This is a genomic window from Hymenobacter metallilatus, from assembly GCF_003944705.1.
Taxonomy (GTDB): domain Bacteria; phylum Bacteroidota; class Bacteroidia; order Cytophagales; family Hymenobacteraceae; genus Hymenobacter; species Hymenobacter metallilatus.
The window spans coordinates 62,952-77,789 of sequence record NZ_RWIS01000016.1; the positions used below are offsets into that span (position 1 = coordinate 62,952).

Below are 14,838 nucleotides of genomic sequence, written 5' to 3' on the forward strand. Positions count from 1 at the left end.
GGTACGTCGGCTGTTGAGGCCAGGGCTTGTAAGCCGGTCTACCTGCGGTGGCAATTAGCGCAGGCAGGCCTGGTATCGGATACACCATCCCCGGAATTTGTTGCATAGTTTATCGTTAGGCAACCGGGAAGGGAGCGTAATGCGAGTAGCTCTATAGCAGGCTTCCTTTTCCGCGTACTCTCCTTACTATTGACCCTTCCCTGTATGAAGATCAAACAGCTTGAAAATGTATTGTATAGTCTGGCTGCACGGGAGGCCAACGTATCAAGGGCAGAGATAACCAATGGTTGGCAGCAGTTAGAACCCCGCCTCGATGCACTGCAACTATCTACTCAGAATGGTGAGCAGGTAACTCAACACTACGTGGACCGCCCAGGGCCGCACGGCAGTCTGTCGAGTAAGGAAAAAACCGGTGCTGGTACCCCTTACCCACTGAATGCAGGCAAGGGGTGGAAACCTTTATTGACAGGACTGTAGCAGTGCCGTTACGCTGAGCGTAGCGGTTGCATCGGTCGTATAGTTGTCATTGTTCACGCACACGTAGAGGCGACGGGTACCGGCCGGCAACGCAAGGGGGCGGGTTTCCTGGGGGGTATTATCTGCTGCCCGAAAGCACACTTTGTCCTGGGTAATGGTGCCCTTGGTAGCGAGAAACTGCTGGGCCGCGCGCTCGTCGGGGGTAATATACCAGTGGCACTTGGTGCTAACCGTGGGTGGAGCATTGTTGCCTTGCTTGGTCAGGGCCGTGGCTGCGGTGCTCAACAGGGCGGGAGCCGCGGTTCCTCCACTGCCGGCTACCGCTGCCACCGCCAGTGCCGTTGACCAGGAAATAGGAGGCTGGCCTTCGTCGCGTACGTCCAGCTTATAGATAATACCGACTGTGCCGACCGGCAGGTCTACCGTGAATACTTTCCGGCTGGTGTGCATGCAGTTGCTGCAGTGGATGGAAGCTGTGCTCAGGGGCAGCGCGTCCTGCAGCACGGATGTACACTTGATTTCGCGGCCGTCCTCATGCCAGCTGCGAAAATCAGCTTGTTGTAGGCCATTTATGTACGTTCCGCGAAAACTCATCTGGCCGTTTTCGTGCCAGCCGCAGCACAGCCCGGTGGGCTTGTCCGGGGCTTCACTGGCCATTTTTCCTTCCCACTGCTTTTTCCAGGAAGGATAGAAGTAGTCGCGCACGGTGCCCACCGTTTTGCCGGCAGCATCATGGCGGGCAATCCGAGCATAGGAAATCTCTTCCAGGGTCTCGGTGCGCTCCCAGTCACGGTCAAAATACACGGTGTCGGCCGGTGGTAAGCTGACAGCTGCCGGCTTGGGCCGCTGCGCCAGTGCGGAAGTCAGCGATAGAAGCAGAAGAAGGACGTACAGAGCGCAGCGTTTGGCCATAGAAAACCGGAGGATGGATAGCAAATAGAATTACGCAGGGTAAAGATAAAGCCTTGATCACCGCTACCAAATCCACACAGCCAGCCAGCAGCTTTTAATAAAAACAACAGCATGTAGCTTCCCTATTTATTTAGATCCTTTACAAAAAAACTTTGCCCTTATTTGGAATAATAACAAATAAGCTATTTACCTTTGGGTACCATTTGACCTCCTTCGCTAATCCCGTTCCCATGACGTTTAAGTACGTTCCTGCTACGCTGCTGGCCCTGACCGTAGCTCTGAGTTCCTGCGACAAGAATGACACCGAGTCGGCTCCAGTACTGCGCGCCAAAATGGACGCCGGCACGCTGACGGCCTCTTCCAAGTACACGGAATCATTCAAGGATGCCAGCGGGCAGTCGACGGTGGAGTTGACAAGCTCGAACCAGCGCCTGGATATGTTTTCGGAGCTGAATTCGTACATGGCGCTGGTGGCTGTGGCCGCTCCTGCCACCCCTTCCACGCTGGACGTGACCAAGCTGCGCGGTTACTACGCCAACACCGGCGGCTACTTCACCGGCACCGGCCTGAATGCCTCGGGCCTGTCGTTGCGAACCACCACGGCGGCCTCCTTCCCCGCCACGAACGCCGAAACGGTGCGCACCTACGTGGACACCAAGCTGACTCAGCTGGCCACGGCCAGCCAGTCGGTGAATAACGTGGCCACGCCCGGCTCAGCCGGGCGCCTGGGCCGCTACCTGGTAGACGGCAACGGCATCGAGGTGAACCAGGTCATTCAGAAGGCGCTGATTGGCGCGTTGCTGCTCGACCAGATTGACAACGTGCTGCTGACCGACAACGCCCTGAAGGCAAACAACAGCAAAGTAGTAGACGGCAAGTCCTACTCCGAGCTGGAACACAACTGGGACCTAGCCTACGGCTACCTGACGGCCAACGCCATCATGACCACTGACATCAGCCTGACGCCCCGCGAGCGGTTCCTGGCCGGCTACCTCAACGAGAAAAACCCCACGGCCTCGCCCGCGGTGTACATGGCTTTCCTAAAGGGCCGTGCGGCCATCGTCAACAACGACGCGGCCGGCGTGAAAACCCAGGCCGACCTTATCCGCACGGAGCTGGAGAAAACCATTGCACTGGCGGCGGTGTCTTACCTGAGCAACTGGAAGTCGGCTTCCACGCTCGACGTGAAAGCCCACGCCCTGGGCGAAGGTCTCGGCTTCATCTACTCGCTGCGCTTCTGCACCAAGTACGGCGCCGACGCGGCGTTTTCCGACAACCTGCTCACGGACCTGACCTCGGGCACCAACGGCACCTGGAGCCTTACCAACGCCCAGGCCGACGTGGCCATCAACGCCATCAAAACCAAGTTTAGCATTTAACATTTTTTGGCCCGCTTGCCGCAAGCGGACCCAAGGCCAACGAATCAGGCAGCCCCGGCTGCGTGGTCCGTTGGCCTTCGCCACGAAAAATTGCCCCGATGAAAAAGACCGCTTTGTTTGCGCTGCTGCTCCTATTTACAGCCGTGGGCATCTTCAGCTGCCAGAAAGACTCCGGCGTGGACCCGGCCGGATCCGACGCGACGGTGGACCGCAAAGCGCTGCTCACGCAGTGGGCCGACAGCCTGGTAAAACCCGGCTACCAGCGCTTTAACGACAAGATGGCGGTGCTCAAAACCAAGACGACGGCCTTCACGGCGGCGCCCACCCCGGCTACGCTGCTGGACGCGCGCCAGGCCTGGCAGACGGCTTACCTGGAGTGGCAGAAGGTGGAGCTGTTTGAGTTTGGCCCGGCCGAGTCGGTGAGCCTGCGTAACCACTTCAACATCTACCCGGCCGACGCGGCGGGCATCAACCGCAACATCATCACCGGCACCTACGACTTTGAGGTGGCCACGGCTATTCCCCAGCAGGGCTTTCCCGCGCTGGACTACCTGCTCAACGGTGTGGCCATGGGCGACGCGGCCATCGTGCAGCAGTACGTGGCCTCCGCCGGCCACCGCCGCTACCTCACCGACGTGGTGGCCAAGATGGACCAGACGTTTGGCACGGTCTACTCCCAATGGAACAGTTCCTACCGGGACACCTTTATCAACAACGCCGGCACCGACGCCAGCTCATCGCTCTCGCGCGTAATCAATGCCTATTCGCTCTACTTCGAGCGCTACCTGCGCGCCGGCAAGGTGGGCATTCCGGCCGGCACCATGACCGGCACGCCCCGCCCCGAAAAGATTGAGGCCTACTACCTCAAGGGTACGCTGCCGCTGCAGCTGGCCACCACGGCCCACGCCACCGTGCAAAGCTTCTTCAACGGCCGTGCGGGCCGGCCCTCGCTGAAAAGCTACCTCGATGCGCTCGGCGCCAAGGACAGCCGCTCGGGCCAGAGCCTGACGAGCATCGTCAACACGCAGTTTGGCGTTTCGGCCCAGCAGCTCAGCTCCCTGGGCCCCGACTTGTTCACCACCATCACGGCCCGCAATGCCGATGCGGTGGCTTCCTACAACGAGATGCAAAAGGCCGTGCGCCTGATTAAGGTGGACATGACCTCGGCCCTGGGCATCACGGTGACCTACGTCGACAACGACGGCGACTAATGCAGAGCAGTCCGCTGCAGCGCTACCTCCACCGCTATACCCCAGCTGCCCCGCTGGCTACGTTCCGGATGGCCTTTGGCCTTTTGGTACTGGCCAGCGTGGTGCGTTTCTGGGCCAAGGGGTGGATTGCGGAACTCTACCTGAAGCCTAAGTTTTTCTTCGCCTACTACGGCTTCGAGTGGGTGCGGCCCCTAGGTCCCTACACGTACGGGCTGTTCGTTTTCTGCGGGGTGTGCGCGCTACTCGTAACCCTGGGCTACTGGTACCGCACGGCCGCGGCGGGCTTGTTTGTGAGCTTCACCTACATCGAGCTCATGGACAAAAGCACCTACCTCAACCACTACTACTTCGTGAGTGTGGTGGCCCTGCTGCTGCTGGTGCTGCCGGCCGGCCGCTACTTTTCCCTGAATGCCCACCTGAATCCGGCCCGCTGGCGCAGTGAGGTGCCCCGCTGGACGGTGGACGCGCTACGCCTGCTCATGGGCATTGTGTACTGCTACGCCGGCCTGGCCAAGCTCAACTCCGACTGGCTGGTGCATGCCATGCCGCTGCGCATCTGGCTGCCGGCCAAAAACGACTTGCCCATTATCGGCCCGTTGCTGGACCGGGTGTGGGTGGCCTACGCCTTCAGCTGGTTTGGGGCCTTCTATGACCTGACGGTGCCGTTTTTCCTGCTGAACCGCCGCACCCGGCTCTGGGCCTACGTCACGGTGGTGGTCTTTCACGTGCTCACGGCCGTGCTGTTTCCCATCGGCATGTTTCCGTATGTGATGATGGTGGCGGCGCTGGTTTTCTTTCCGGCAGAGGCTCATGAACGGTTTCTTGCCCGGCTGCGCGGCTGGTGGAATACGACCCCGGCGGCCCGACCTTCGATGTCCCTGGTGTATGCCCCGCGGACCCGGCAGGCCCTGCTACTGGTACTGGGCGTGTTCTTTGTGGTGCAGCTGCTGCTGCCCTTTCGTTACCTGCTTTATCCGCACGAACTGTTCTGGACCGAAGAGGGCTACCGCTTTTCCTGGCGGGTGATGCTGATGGAAAAGATGGGGCAGGTGCAGTTCAAGGTCGTGGACTCCGCTACCGGCCGGGCCCGACTGGTGAATAACTACGAGCACCTGAGTGTGCTGCAGGAAAAGATGATGAGCACGCAGCCCGACATGCTGGTGCAGTTTGCCCACTACCTGCGCGACTACTACGCCCGGCGCGGCGTGCACAACCCAAAAGTTTACGCCGATGCTTACGTGAGCCTGAACGGGCGTCTGGGCAAAAGCTTTATTGACCCCACCGTAGATTTGGCCCGCGTCACCGACGATTTACGGCCCAAGCCCTGGATTTTACCCTTTGACGATGAGATTTCCGGTTTATAGCGTGGCCCTGGCCGCGAGCGTGTTGTCCACCCTGACGGCCGTGGCCCAGCAAGCCAGCCTGCAGGGCCGGGTGCGCGAAACCGATACCGGCCGGCCCGTGGTGGGCTGCGAGGTGTACGTGCGCGGCTCCCGCCAGATTGCCCGCACCGACTCGGCCGGTCTGTTCACCATTGCGAAGCTCCCGGCCGGCCGCCAGCAGCTGCAGTTTTCCTCCATCGGCCACGAGCCGTTGAAAACGGAGGTGGACGTGCCGGCCGACGGCAGCCTTGTAGACTTTACGCTTCAGCGCCGCGAGCGGCAACTCAAGGAAGTGGTAGTGGCGGCACCGCAAACACGATTTGGGCCGCAGCGCCTGCGTGAGGTGGAGGGCACGGCCATTTTCGCGGCCAAGAAGTCGGACGTCATCGTGCCCGACAACTTAGTGGCCAACCTGGCTACCAACAACGCCCGGCAGGTGTATGCCCGGGTAGCGGGGCTCAACATCTGGGAAAGCGACCAGGGCGGCCTGCAGCTCAGCATCGGGGGCCGGGGCCTTGACCCCAACCGCACCAGCAACTTCAACGTGCGGCAAAACAACTACGACATCTCGGCCGACGCGCTGGGCTACCCCGAGAGCTACTACACGCCGCCCGTGGAGGCCATCAAACGCATTCAGCTGGTACGCGGAGCCGCCTCCCTGCAGTACGGCACCCAGTTCGGCGGCCTGCTCAACTTCGAGCTGCGCGCGCCGGAGCCGGATAAGACCGTCAGCGTGGTGTCGCGGCAGACGGTGGGCTCCTACGGGTTTTTCAACTCGTTCAACAGCGTGAGCGGCACGGTGAAGAAGCTCAGCTACTACGCCTTCGCCCAGTACAAGGGCGGCGACGGCTGGCGCCCCAACTCGCACTTCGACTCCAAAACGGCCTACGCCGACGTGCGGTACCAGTTCGCCGAGAACTTCAAAGTCGGCGCTCAGGTCACCCACATGGACTACCTGGCCCAGCAGCCGGGTGGGCTGAGCGACGCGCAGTACGCCCAGAACGCCCGGCAGTCCAACCGCGAGCGGAACTGGTTTGCCGTGGACTGGAACCTGTTCAACGCCTCGGCCGACTGGAAGCTGACGCCGCAATCGAATATCAACGTGCTGGCTTTTGGGCTGCGGGCCACGCGCAAGTCCCTGGGCTTTCGGCCCAACCAGGTGGCGCTGCCCGACAACAACACCTACCTGCGTGACCTGATTACCGGAGAGTTTCAGAACTACGGCGTGGAAGCCCGCTACCTGAACCGCTACGCCCTGGGCACCGGCAGCAAAAGTGGCGTGCTGCTGCTGGGCAGCCGCTACTACCACGGCTATAACCATAGCGTGCAAGGGTTTGGTCCCACGGGCCGCGGCGCGGACTTCCGCTTCGTGGGTCCCGAGGGGGTGACGTTCGCCAACGGCTTCTCGGACTTCGAGTTTCCCAACCAGAACGTGGCCGTCTTTGCCGAAAACATCTTCTACCTGAGCGATAAGGTTTCGGTGACGCCCGGGGTGCGCTACGAGTACATCCGCACTACCTCCAAGGGCACTTACGGCACCGTGATTCGCGACAACGCCGACAACATCGACGCCATCACCCAGAACAACGAGCAGCGCCTGAGCCCGCGCGGCTTCGTGCTGGGCGGCATCGGCGTGAGCTACAAGCCCGTGGAAACGCGGGAGCTCTACGGCAACATCTCGCAGAACTACCGTTCCATCACGTTCTCGGACATGCGCATCGCCAACCCCTCGGCCGTCATCGACCCCAACCTGCAGGACGAGCGCGGCTACTCAGCCGACCTGGGCCTGCGCGGGGAGCAGGGCCAGTGGCTGACCTACGACGTGAGCTTGTTTGCCCTGCAGTACGGCAACCGCATCGGCGAAGTGCAGACCTACGACGCCGCCGACCGGGTGCTGCGCCGCCGCAGCAACGTGGGCCGCGCCCTGATTCTGGGGGTGGAGTCCTACGCCGAAGTGGACCTGCTGCGGGCCCTGCGCCCCACGGCCGAGCCGGGCTGGTGGTCGCTGGCCACCTTCGGCAACCTGGCCCTGATTCGGGGCCGCTACACGCAAAGCGACATAGCAGGGGTGAAGGGCAATCCGGTCGAATTTGTGCCCGCTATCAACCTCAAGGCCGGTGCCCGGGTGGGGGTTGGGCCGTTCAAGGGTTCATTGCAGGCCACCTACTTGTCGAAGCAGTATACCGACGCGACGAAAGCCGAACTAGGGGGCGTATCGGCGGTCGTGGGCCGCATTCCGGCTTACACGGTGCTCGATGCCTCGGTTTCCTGGGAGCGGCGCTGGCTCAAGCTGGAAGGCAGCGTGAACAACCTGGCCAACGCCGTCTATTTCACCCGCCGCGCCACCGGCTACCCCGGCCCCGGTATCCTGCCTTCCGACGGCCGCAGCTTGTTTCTGACGGTAGCCGTAAAGTGGTAACGGATAGCCAGGCCTTACGCACATGAAACCAGCAACTATACCGATAGACCGGGTGCTGCGGGCGTGGCCCCAGCTGCGCGGCCACTTTCGCGACCGTCCGCAGATTTCGGAAATGGAGCTGCTAGCCTTTTTCCAAGGGGCGGTGCCCGAGGTCACGGCCGCCGTTTGGCCAGCGGTCCGGCAGAGACTCATACGCAGCCAGCTATTGCACGAAGCAGCACCGGGCCTGCTCTCGTTTGAACCAACCCCCATTGCCAATGCCCTGAAACCGATGCTGGCGCCCGAATGGCTGGCGTTGTGGCAGCAGCTGCAAGCTAGGCTGTCCTTGCCAGCGGGTTGCCTGTGGTCTACCCGCTGGCTGCAGCCGTTTCTCCCCAATATGCCTGCCCTTCTCGTGGTGGAAGTGCGCTGGGCCGAACTCCGCTGGGCTGAACGCCTGCTGACTACTTTCCCGCTGCCAGACCCCGTGGTAGCACGGGCCTGGCAGCGGTTTTCACCCGTGCGGCAGGTGCGGGGCATTCCCACGGCCCGCCTGGAAAAAATGCTCGTCGACGCAGCCCTGCTGCCGGAGCTGGCCGCGGCTACTTCGGATATGGCACTTACGGCGTCGCTGGCCACGCTACTCCCCCATCAGGGCCTCAACCAGCCGCTGCTGCTGCAGTACGCGGCCCGCTGTGGTATCGAACCCCGCTGGACGGCGTTGCTGAATGCGGCCTTAAACCCGGCTTGAGCGCGCCGGCGGATTTTCGCGGCGCCCGGAAATGCTGCTGCGCCTGCGGGCCGACCCGATGAGAGCGGGAATTGGTATCCTGTTTAGTCGTCCACCTTACGGCCCAGTAGCTTTCGCATTCCCTTGCGCAACGAGTAAATACGGGAGTTGAGGTAGCACGCGTGACAGTGGCTGAAGTTCCACAAGCAATCCACCGTATCCGTGAATAGGTGGAACAGCAGGCCTACAGCGGCAATCCGCGTGACTGGTAGCAGTAGCAGCAGCGCATACACCGGGATGGCATAAAAAGAGTGGAGCGGGTGATACCCGATGCTGCAGCGCAAGGGGTCGAAGATAGGCTTGGCCAGCAGGTGATCTAGGTCCATGATCATGGTGGCAAGCATGATCAGGTAGGCGGTTTGCCACACCGCGGGAAAGAAAACAAGCGCCAACACAGCCGGAAAAAGAAAGTGCAGCCCATAATGCACCAACGTTTGGACGCTGAAGAAATTGGGGGAGGCGTACTGCCGGGGCCTGCGCGAAACCAAGGGCTGAGTGGTGCCACTTACCGTGTCCCTAATCGTTGGCTTGGGCTGAAAGCTACCCAGCCGATTCGGCTGCCCCCTTTTTTTCGGAGGGGGGTGGGCCGAAGTGTTTGTGGTCGCAGGTTGGACTTCAGGCTGTACCCGCTTCTGCGGCGCAGAGGGGAGTTCAGGAGCTAGGAGGGAGTTCGCCGTGTCGCAGTGCTGTACCGGCCGCGGGGAGTGGTACCCGGCCGTAGCCGCAAACTTAGGGGGCAGAGCGGATGACCGGCAACCAGCAAGTGCCAACATCAGGCCGGCGGCGCTATAGCGAATAAAGCTGAAAACAGGCAAGAGAAGCAAGGAAGCGTGTTGGGGACGAGTAAGCAGGCTTATCCCGAGCAACCATCCTGCGGGCGGCCTCGTGGCTCGGCACCATCGAAGCAGCATAGTTGAAGATGGAATCATCCGTTTTGAGCGGGGCATCCAATGTTGTTACCCTGCTTGCTACGATGCCTATATGGAAACTCTTGTGCTTCAAAATGTCCTTACCGGGTTTAAAATACCCAGGTTGTGAATAGATTGCTGCTATCCCCTCCGGGCAGGAACGGCAACACAGAGTCGGCTATTCGGTGGGAACGACCAGGTGAGCTTACGCACTTCGCCCGTGCATCGTGTGGCCGATTTACTTGCATAATTTCCAGGTCCTGAACTGCCTCGAGGCAGCGTGGCGGTTTAAAAAAAATATTCGGCCAAACTGAGAAGTATACACGAACAGGAAAGGCGGTGATTAAGCACTGCACTCCTCTCACGGATGGAGTTTAATTCACCGTTGCTCGATAGATAGGCCTGCAAACAGTGCTCTTCGTCTGCCAGCCGGTCAGGCAACGGGTTGTCGCAGGTGGCAATACCCCGAGCAATACGGGCAACACTAGGAGCAGGCTACCATGGGCCTCCACTCATAGCATGAAGTGTTGCCAGAAACATATTTTATATTTTTAGAAACGATTTTTAATATTTTAGAAACGATTTTAGTATATTTGAGTACGTATAAAGCACTCATGTTCACAGAAATCATAAAAATCATTGAGGGTGGCCTCACCAAGGACCCGCAGAAGGTGCTTAGTTACGCCACGCTACTAGCCGAAAACCTCCGCAAAGCCGGTGACACGAAAGCGGCTGACCGCATCCTGCGCGCCTTGCACAGCAAGCAGGCCCAGCCTGTGTACCTCGACCAGCTTTTGACTGCTCCGGTTGATCAAGAGACCCGCATGAACATTGCTGACCTGGTGATGCCCCAGCCAGGGTTGGATCTTCCAGTTATTCTTTCTGATAACCTGCGCCATAAGCTCGACGGCTTTGTGAATCGATTGCAGCATCGTTCTGAACTCCAGGCCGCAGGCATAGCTCCGCAGGCTTCTCTTTTGCTGTACGGCCCCCCCGGCGGCGGCAAGACTACCATCGCCCATTACATCGCTCAGCAAATGCAGCTCCCGCTGGTGGTGGCTCGGCTCGACTCGCTGGTTTCCTCGCTGCTGGGTAATACGGCCAAAAACATCCGCAAAATTTTCGAATTCGCCAGTCGCCAGCCCTGCATCCTGTTTTTGGATGAGTTTGATGCCATCGCCAAGGCCCGGGACGACCAGCACGAACTCGGGGAACTGAAGCGGGTGGTCAACAGCTTGCTGCAAAACATTGATGAGTTTGTGGAATCCAACATCCTGATCGCGGCCACCAACCATCAGGAATTGCTGGATAAGGCCATTTGGCGCCGGTTTAACAGCATCATCGACGTGTCCCTGCCCCAGCCGACCGACATTCAGCGTCTGCTACAGCTATTTCTGAAGTCCGTGGAGTTGGGATTTGACCTGGACAGCAAAAAAGGGGAGGCCCTGGCCGAACTGCTACAGGGCAACAGCCCGGCCGACATCAAGTCCATCTGTCAGAATGCCATTGCTCAGAACGTGCTGGCCAAAAAGCCAAAGCTGGAGTACGAACACCTGCTGCTGCAATTCTACTACTACAAGCACCATGAAGCAGCCTCTCAGGAAGCCCTGCTCGGCTTTTTGAGTGCCCATGGGGTATCACAGGCCGCTATTGCGGAGTTACTCGACATTTCTCTACGCCAGGTGCGCAACTACTTTAATCCGAAAGGCTAGGTATGGAACCCAAGAATCTTCCCATTAAGCTGTTCAGCAAGCGCGGCACCCAGGACGAGCGCAAAACCGAAGCTGGGGGCGGCGGCCCCCAGCCCAGCTGGCTATTGCCCGAAGACATGCTGGAAGCCCGGGCCACCGAGTTTCGGCAATCATTGGGCGCTACGGCCCAATCTATTGCTGCGCGGCGGCCGGAGCGCAGCTTTATTCCGGCCGTGGTACAGGTAACAGTGCGGGAAGATGCCATGGCCAAGTCACACCGGGGCGAGGTAGGTAAACTCTTCAACCGCAAGGAAGAATACAACTTTATCGGGCTGTCCGAAGACCTCGACTTTCTGGTTAAAGTGGACTCGCCGGAGCACGTGGCCTTTATAGAACATAACCTGGAGCGCCCGCTGGCTTTCTCTATTGGCTTATCCGCCATTGACGAGATTCGACCTTTCCAACCGCGCATCGATTTGCCCCAGGACATCGCCACCCCACTGAAGGTCAAGTTGGTGAACTACCAAGACCGGCAAATGAATGCCCAGGTGGAAAGTGCCTTTGAGCAGACCCTGCGTGAGGGCCAGATTGCCTACCGTAAAACCCGCTACACTTCCGGGTTGACCGTTTTCAAGCTGGAGCATGTTCGGCCCGATTCCCTCGTGACGGTGCAGGAATTTGAGGCGCTGTATTCGATCGACCCCATGCCGGCTTACCGCATCACGCTCGACGAGCTGAGCAGCGGCCTGGAACTGCCGGTAAAAACCCCGGTGCCGGGACAGGATTACCTGACGGTAGGCGTGCTGGATTCTGGCATCGCCCCCATTCCGCACCTGGCCCCGTGGCTGGATACGCGGCGTTACTCGGCCTACAACGAACCGGAAGTGGACCGTTCCCACGGCACCTTCGTGGCTGGTGTGCTGCTCTACGGCGACGAGCTGGAGCAGCGCAGCTGGGTGGGGGTGGGAGAATTCAAGCTGCTCGACGCTACCGTGTTTCCGCGGCCGGGGCTGGAAATTGACGAGGATGAGTTGCTGGAAAACATTCAGAACGCGGTGCTGGCCCACCCCGACGTGCTGCTGTGGAACTTGTCGGGCGGGGGCACGATGGAATGCAGCGCCCGGGACTTCTCGGACTTCGGCAAGTCGCTCGACGAGCTGCAGCAGCGCACGGGCGCCCTGATCTGCAAATCGGCGGGCAACTGCACCAACTTCGTTTCAGCTGCCCCCAAGCGACGCATTCCTGTTTCGGCCGATTCCGTGCGCTCCTTAGTGGTGGGCAGTGTAGCACACAGCCAGGGGCCGGACGACCTAGTGCCCGAAGGCCACGCCTCGCCCTTCTCGCGCTCGGGATTTGGTCCCAACAAGCTCATCAAGCCCGAACTGGTGCACTACGGGGGGAATGGTGGCGTCACGGCCGGCGGGCGCATGAAACTGACCGGCGTCAACTCCTTTTCCCTCACCGGGGGCGTGGTGCAGCAAGCCGGCACGAGTTTTTCCACCCCCCGGGTGTCAGCGCTGATGGCCGGCCTCTCGCACCGCGTGGCCGGCGACTTCAACCCCCTGCTGCTGAAAGCCCTGGCCATTCACTCGGCTAAATACCACCCGGGCCTGAGCCTGAGTCCGAGCGACCGACTGCGCGAATTGGGCTTCGGCTTGCCGGGCTCCGTGGACGACATCATCTTCAATTCGCCCCACGAAAGCACGCTGATCCTGCAGGACAACATCGTGCGCGGGGGCTACATTGAGATCCTCGACTTTCCATTTCCCGACGTCTTACTCAACGACGAGGGCCAGTTCTACGGGGAGGTTACGGTCACCTTGGTCACCGACCCGCGCCTGGACGGCAACCAGGGCGCCGAGTACTGCCAGTCCAACATTGACGTGTCTTTCGGCACCTACGACCGGATTCGCCTGCGCGACACGACCAAGCGTACCGTCTCCAACCCCATCGGCAAGCTTAATCCCTACAATCTGCTGCTCTCCAGCAACTACGCCGCCAAGTTCCAGCGCTACATCGACCACCCGTTCACGGCCGAGCGGCAACTGCGCGACGACTTGGGCAAGTACCACCCGATTAAGAAATACGCCATCAACCTGCAGGAAATGACCGAGGCGCACCGGGTACGCGGGCTGACGGCGCCCAAGAAGTGGTACCTCGAGCTCAAGGGCCTGTTTTCGCACGCGGCGGAAGCGGCGGCCGCGGCCGACGGCGAGGTGCTCTCCCAGGAGTTCTGCCTCATTGTGACCATCCGCGATCCCCTGCAGCGCCACGACGTGTATAGTTCCGTCACCCGCAGCCTAACGCTTAACAACTTCCAGCATAACAACATACAGCTGCGCAACGAGGTCAGTTTGAACTTACGCAACACCAGTGGCGGTTCGGCTCCCGAGCCAGCCCCCGAATAAGCCAAGTCAATACCTGCATTACTTAAATGCCCTGGCTAATCCACCAACTCATGTGGAGGCATAGGATTTTTTTCACTGTTCATATTTTTTCTAGTTATGGCAAACGCTACCATAAAATACTACCCCGTCGGCAACGGCGATTGTTCGCTGGTTACTCTTGTTGACGGTACCACGATGCTCGTCGACTGCAACATCCGTGAATCAGCTTCGGGTGACACGGACGATACCAAGTTTGATGTAAAACAGGACTTGCTGGCCTCGCTCAAGCGTAATACAGCGAACAATCCTTTTGTCGATGTGTTCGTGCTCACCCACGGTGACCAAGATCACTGCCGGGGTTTCGCAAAGAACTTCTTCCAAGGTGACCCAGCTACCTATAGCGCCGACGATCGTGAAGCTGGTCGCATTCTTATCGATGAAATTTGGTTTTCGCCAATGGTTGAGGAAGTAAGCACCAACCCAGACGAGGACGTATTCGAAGCCGAGGCCATGCGGCGCGTCAAGCTCCACCGCGACAAAGCTGCGAACCGGGACGAGCCCGGCAATCGCGTGGTCATCATAGGCTACGATGGGCGCGGCAGCTTCAAGGACCTGAACCACTTGCGCCAAACGCCAGGTAATATAGTTACCCGGTTTAACCAGAAGGAACAAACTCTATTCTCAGTATTTTTGCATGCACCCTTTAAAGAGCAGTTATACGACGAAGAAAAGGATAAAAACTTTGCCAGCATTGTGTTCCAGGCTCGGTTTAAACAGCGCGCAACGGACACTGATTTTGCTTGCTTAGCACTATTCGGCGGCGATTCCGACCACTGGGCTTGGTGCGTTATCCTGGACAAAACTACCCGACACAAAAATGATGTAACGCATAAGGCCCTGGATTGGGATCTATTTCTTGCGCCTCACCATTGCTCGTGGTCTTACTTCAATGACCGGCCTCAAGCCGACAATCCTACCCCAAAGGCCGAACCTTTAGCCGTACTAGATTATGCCCGAACTGGGGCACGCGTAATCGCGTCCAGCAAAGAAGTGCTGGATGATTCTAGCAACCCACCGCACTACGAGGCCAAGCTGGAATACATCAAGAAAGTGGGCAAAGCCAATTTCCTCAACACGGATACACACAAGAAAAAGGGCAATACTCCCCAGCCCATTGTGTTTGAGGTAACTTCCCAAGGGCCGGTGCCCGCTAAACTGGTAGAAAGCACCGCTACGGTAGCAGGTACGGGGGCGCTGGGGGCGTTGCATAAACCATCAGGCTATGGCGCGGAAGCTATTTAGC

The 14,838-nt window shown here is 59.5% G+C and carries 11 protein-coding genes; 9 read left to right on the forward strand and 2 right to left on the reverse strand.

The annotated features are described in order from the left end of the window. Positions 1 to 204 precede the first annotated feature (204 nt). Positions 205 to 477: a hypothetical protein gene (locus tag EI290_RS19625; protein WP_125433349.1), complete on the forward strand. Its 273-nt coding sequence runs from the start codon at positions 205 to 207 to the stop codon at positions 475 to 477. Here the strand turns inward: EI290_RS19625 and EI290_RS19630 are convergent. Beyond that, a complete protein-coding gene (locus EI290_RS19630; protein WP_125433350.1) occupies positions 460 to 1,389 on the reverse strand; it encodes a toxin-antitoxin system YwqK family antitoxin in 930 nt (309 codons plus the stop codon). The two genes, EI290_RS19625 and EI290_RS19630, sit on opposite strands and share 18 nt — an antisense overlap. A 230-nt stretch (positions 1,390 to 1,619) precedes the next feature. On the opposite strand from EI290_RS19630, the gene EI290_RS19635 reads away from it, so the two are divergent. From EI290_RS19635 to EI290_RS19655, 5 genes are all read left to right on the forward strand, one after another. Next, complete coding sequence (locus EI290_RS19635; RefSeq protein ID WP_125433351.1) at positions 1,620 to 2,768, forward strand: DUF4856 domain-containing protein; 1,149 nt, start codon at positions 1,620 to 1,622, stop codon at positions 2,766 to 2,768. 98 nt (positions 2,769 to 2,866) lie between these two features. Then, positions 2,867 to 3,979: an imelysin family protein gene (locus EI290_RS19640; RefSeq protein ID WP_125433352.1), complete on the forward strand. Its 1,113-nt coding sequence runs from the start codon at positions 2,867 to 2,869 to the stop codon at positions 3,977 to 3,979. Then, a complete protein-coding gene (locus tag EI290_RS19645; protein WP_125433353.1) occupies positions 3,979 to 5,343 on the forward strand; it encodes an HTTM domain-containing protein in 1,365 nt (454 codons plus the stop codon). The genes EI290_RS19640 and EI290_RS19645 overlap by 1 nt, the downstream gene beginning before the upstream one ends. Continuing rightward, positions 5,324 to 7,780, forward strand: coding sequence for a TonB-dependent receptor (locus EI290_RS19650; protein ID WP_125433354.1), 2,457 nt, complete (start codon positions 5,324 to 5,326; stop codon positions 7,778 to 7,780). The genes EI290_RS19645 and EI290_RS19650 overlap by 20 nt, the downstream gene beginning before the upstream one ends. A gap of 379 nt (positions 7,781 to 8,159) precedes the next feature. Continuing rightward, on the forward strand, positions 8,160 to 8,510 hold the full coding sequence (locus tag EI290_RS19655) for a DUF6577 family protein (RefSeq protein WP_125433355.1): 351 nt from the start codon (positions 8,160 to 8,162) through the stop codon (positions 8,508 to 8,510). Between the two features lie 83 nt (positions 8,511 to 8,593). Here the strand turns inward: EI290_RS19655 and EI290_RS22625 are convergent, their stop codons facing one another. After that, complete coding sequence (locus tag EI290_RS22625; protein WP_317127482.1) at positions 8,594 to 9,496, reverse strand: DUF6122 family protein; 903 nt, start codon at positions 9,494 to 9,496, stop codon at positions 8,594 to 8,596. Between the two features lie 575 nt (positions 9,497 to 10,071). Between EI290_RS22625 and EI290_RS19665 the strand changes: the two genes are divergently transcribed. The 3 genes from EI290_RS19665 to EI290_RS19675 all read left to right on the forward strand — a co-directional run bounded on the left by EI290_RS19665 (position 10,072) and on the right by EI290_RS19675 (position 14,837). After that, a complete protein-coding gene (locus EI290_RS19665; protein WP_125433356.1) occupies positions 10,072 to 11,169 on the forward strand; it encodes an AAA family ATPase in 1,098 nt (365 codons plus the stop codon). A gap of 2 nt (positions 11,170 to 11,171) precedes the next feature. Further along, positions 11,172 to 13,556, forward strand: coding sequence for a S8 family peptidase (locus tag EI290_RS19670; RefSeq protein WP_125433357.1), 2,385 nt, complete (start codon positions 11,172 to 11,174; stop codon positions 13,554 to 13,556). Between the two features lie 96 nt (positions 13,557 to 13,652). Then, a complete protein-coding gene (locus tag EI290_RS19675; RefSeq protein ID WP_052381925.1) occupies positions 13,653 to 14,837 on the forward strand; it encodes a ComEC/Rec2 family competence protein in 1,185 nt (394 codons plus the stop codon). Position 14,838 lies beyond the last annotated feature (1 nt).

Bases quoted from the DNA above. Each gene is read 5' to 3' on its own strand.
- EI290_RS22625 (WP_317127482.1), bottom strand. From the start codon at position 9,496: ATGCCCCGCTCAAAACGGATGATTCCATCTTCAACTATGCTGCTTCGA.
- EI290_RS19645 (WP_125433353.1), top strand. From the start codon at position 3,979: ATGCAGAGCAGTCCGCTGCAGCGCTACCTCCACCGCTATACCCCAGCT.
- EI290_RS19670 (WP_125433357.1), top strand. From the start codon at position 11,172: ATGGAACCCAAGAATCTTCCCATTAAGCTGTTCAGCAAGCGCGGCACC.
- EI290_RS19655 (WP_125433355.1), top strand. From the start codon at position 8,160: ATGCCTGCCCTTCTCGTGGTGGAAGTGCGCTGGGCCGAACTCCGCTGG.
- EI290_RS19675 (WP_052381925.1), top strand. From the start codon at position 13,653: ATGGCAAACGCTACCATAAAATACTACCCCGTCGGCAACGGCGATTGT.
- EI290_RS19650 (WP_125433354.1), top strand. From the start codon at position 5,324: ATGAGATTTCCGGTTTATAGCGTGGCCCTGGCCGCGAGCGTGTTGTCC.
- EI290_RS19630 (WP_125433350.1), bottom strand. From the start codon at position 1,389: ATGGCCAAACGCTGCGCTCTGTACGTCCTTCTTCTGCTTCTATCGCTG.
- EI290_RS19625 (WP_125433349.1), top strand. From the start codon at position 205: ATGAAGATCAAACAGCTTGAAAATGTATTGTATAGTCTGGCTGCACGG.
- EI290_RS19640 (WP_125433352.1), top strand. From the start codon at position 2,867: ATGAAAAAGACCGCTTTGTTTGCGCTGCTGCTCCTATTTACAGCCGTG.
- EI290_RS19665 (WP_125433356.1), top strand. From the start codon at position 10,072: ATGTTCACAGAAATCATAAAAATCATTGAGGGTGGCCTCACCAAGGAC.
- EI290_RS19635 (WP_125433351.1), top strand. From the start codon at position 1,620: ATGACGTTTAAGTACGTTCCTGCTACGCTGCTGGCCCTGACCGTAGCT.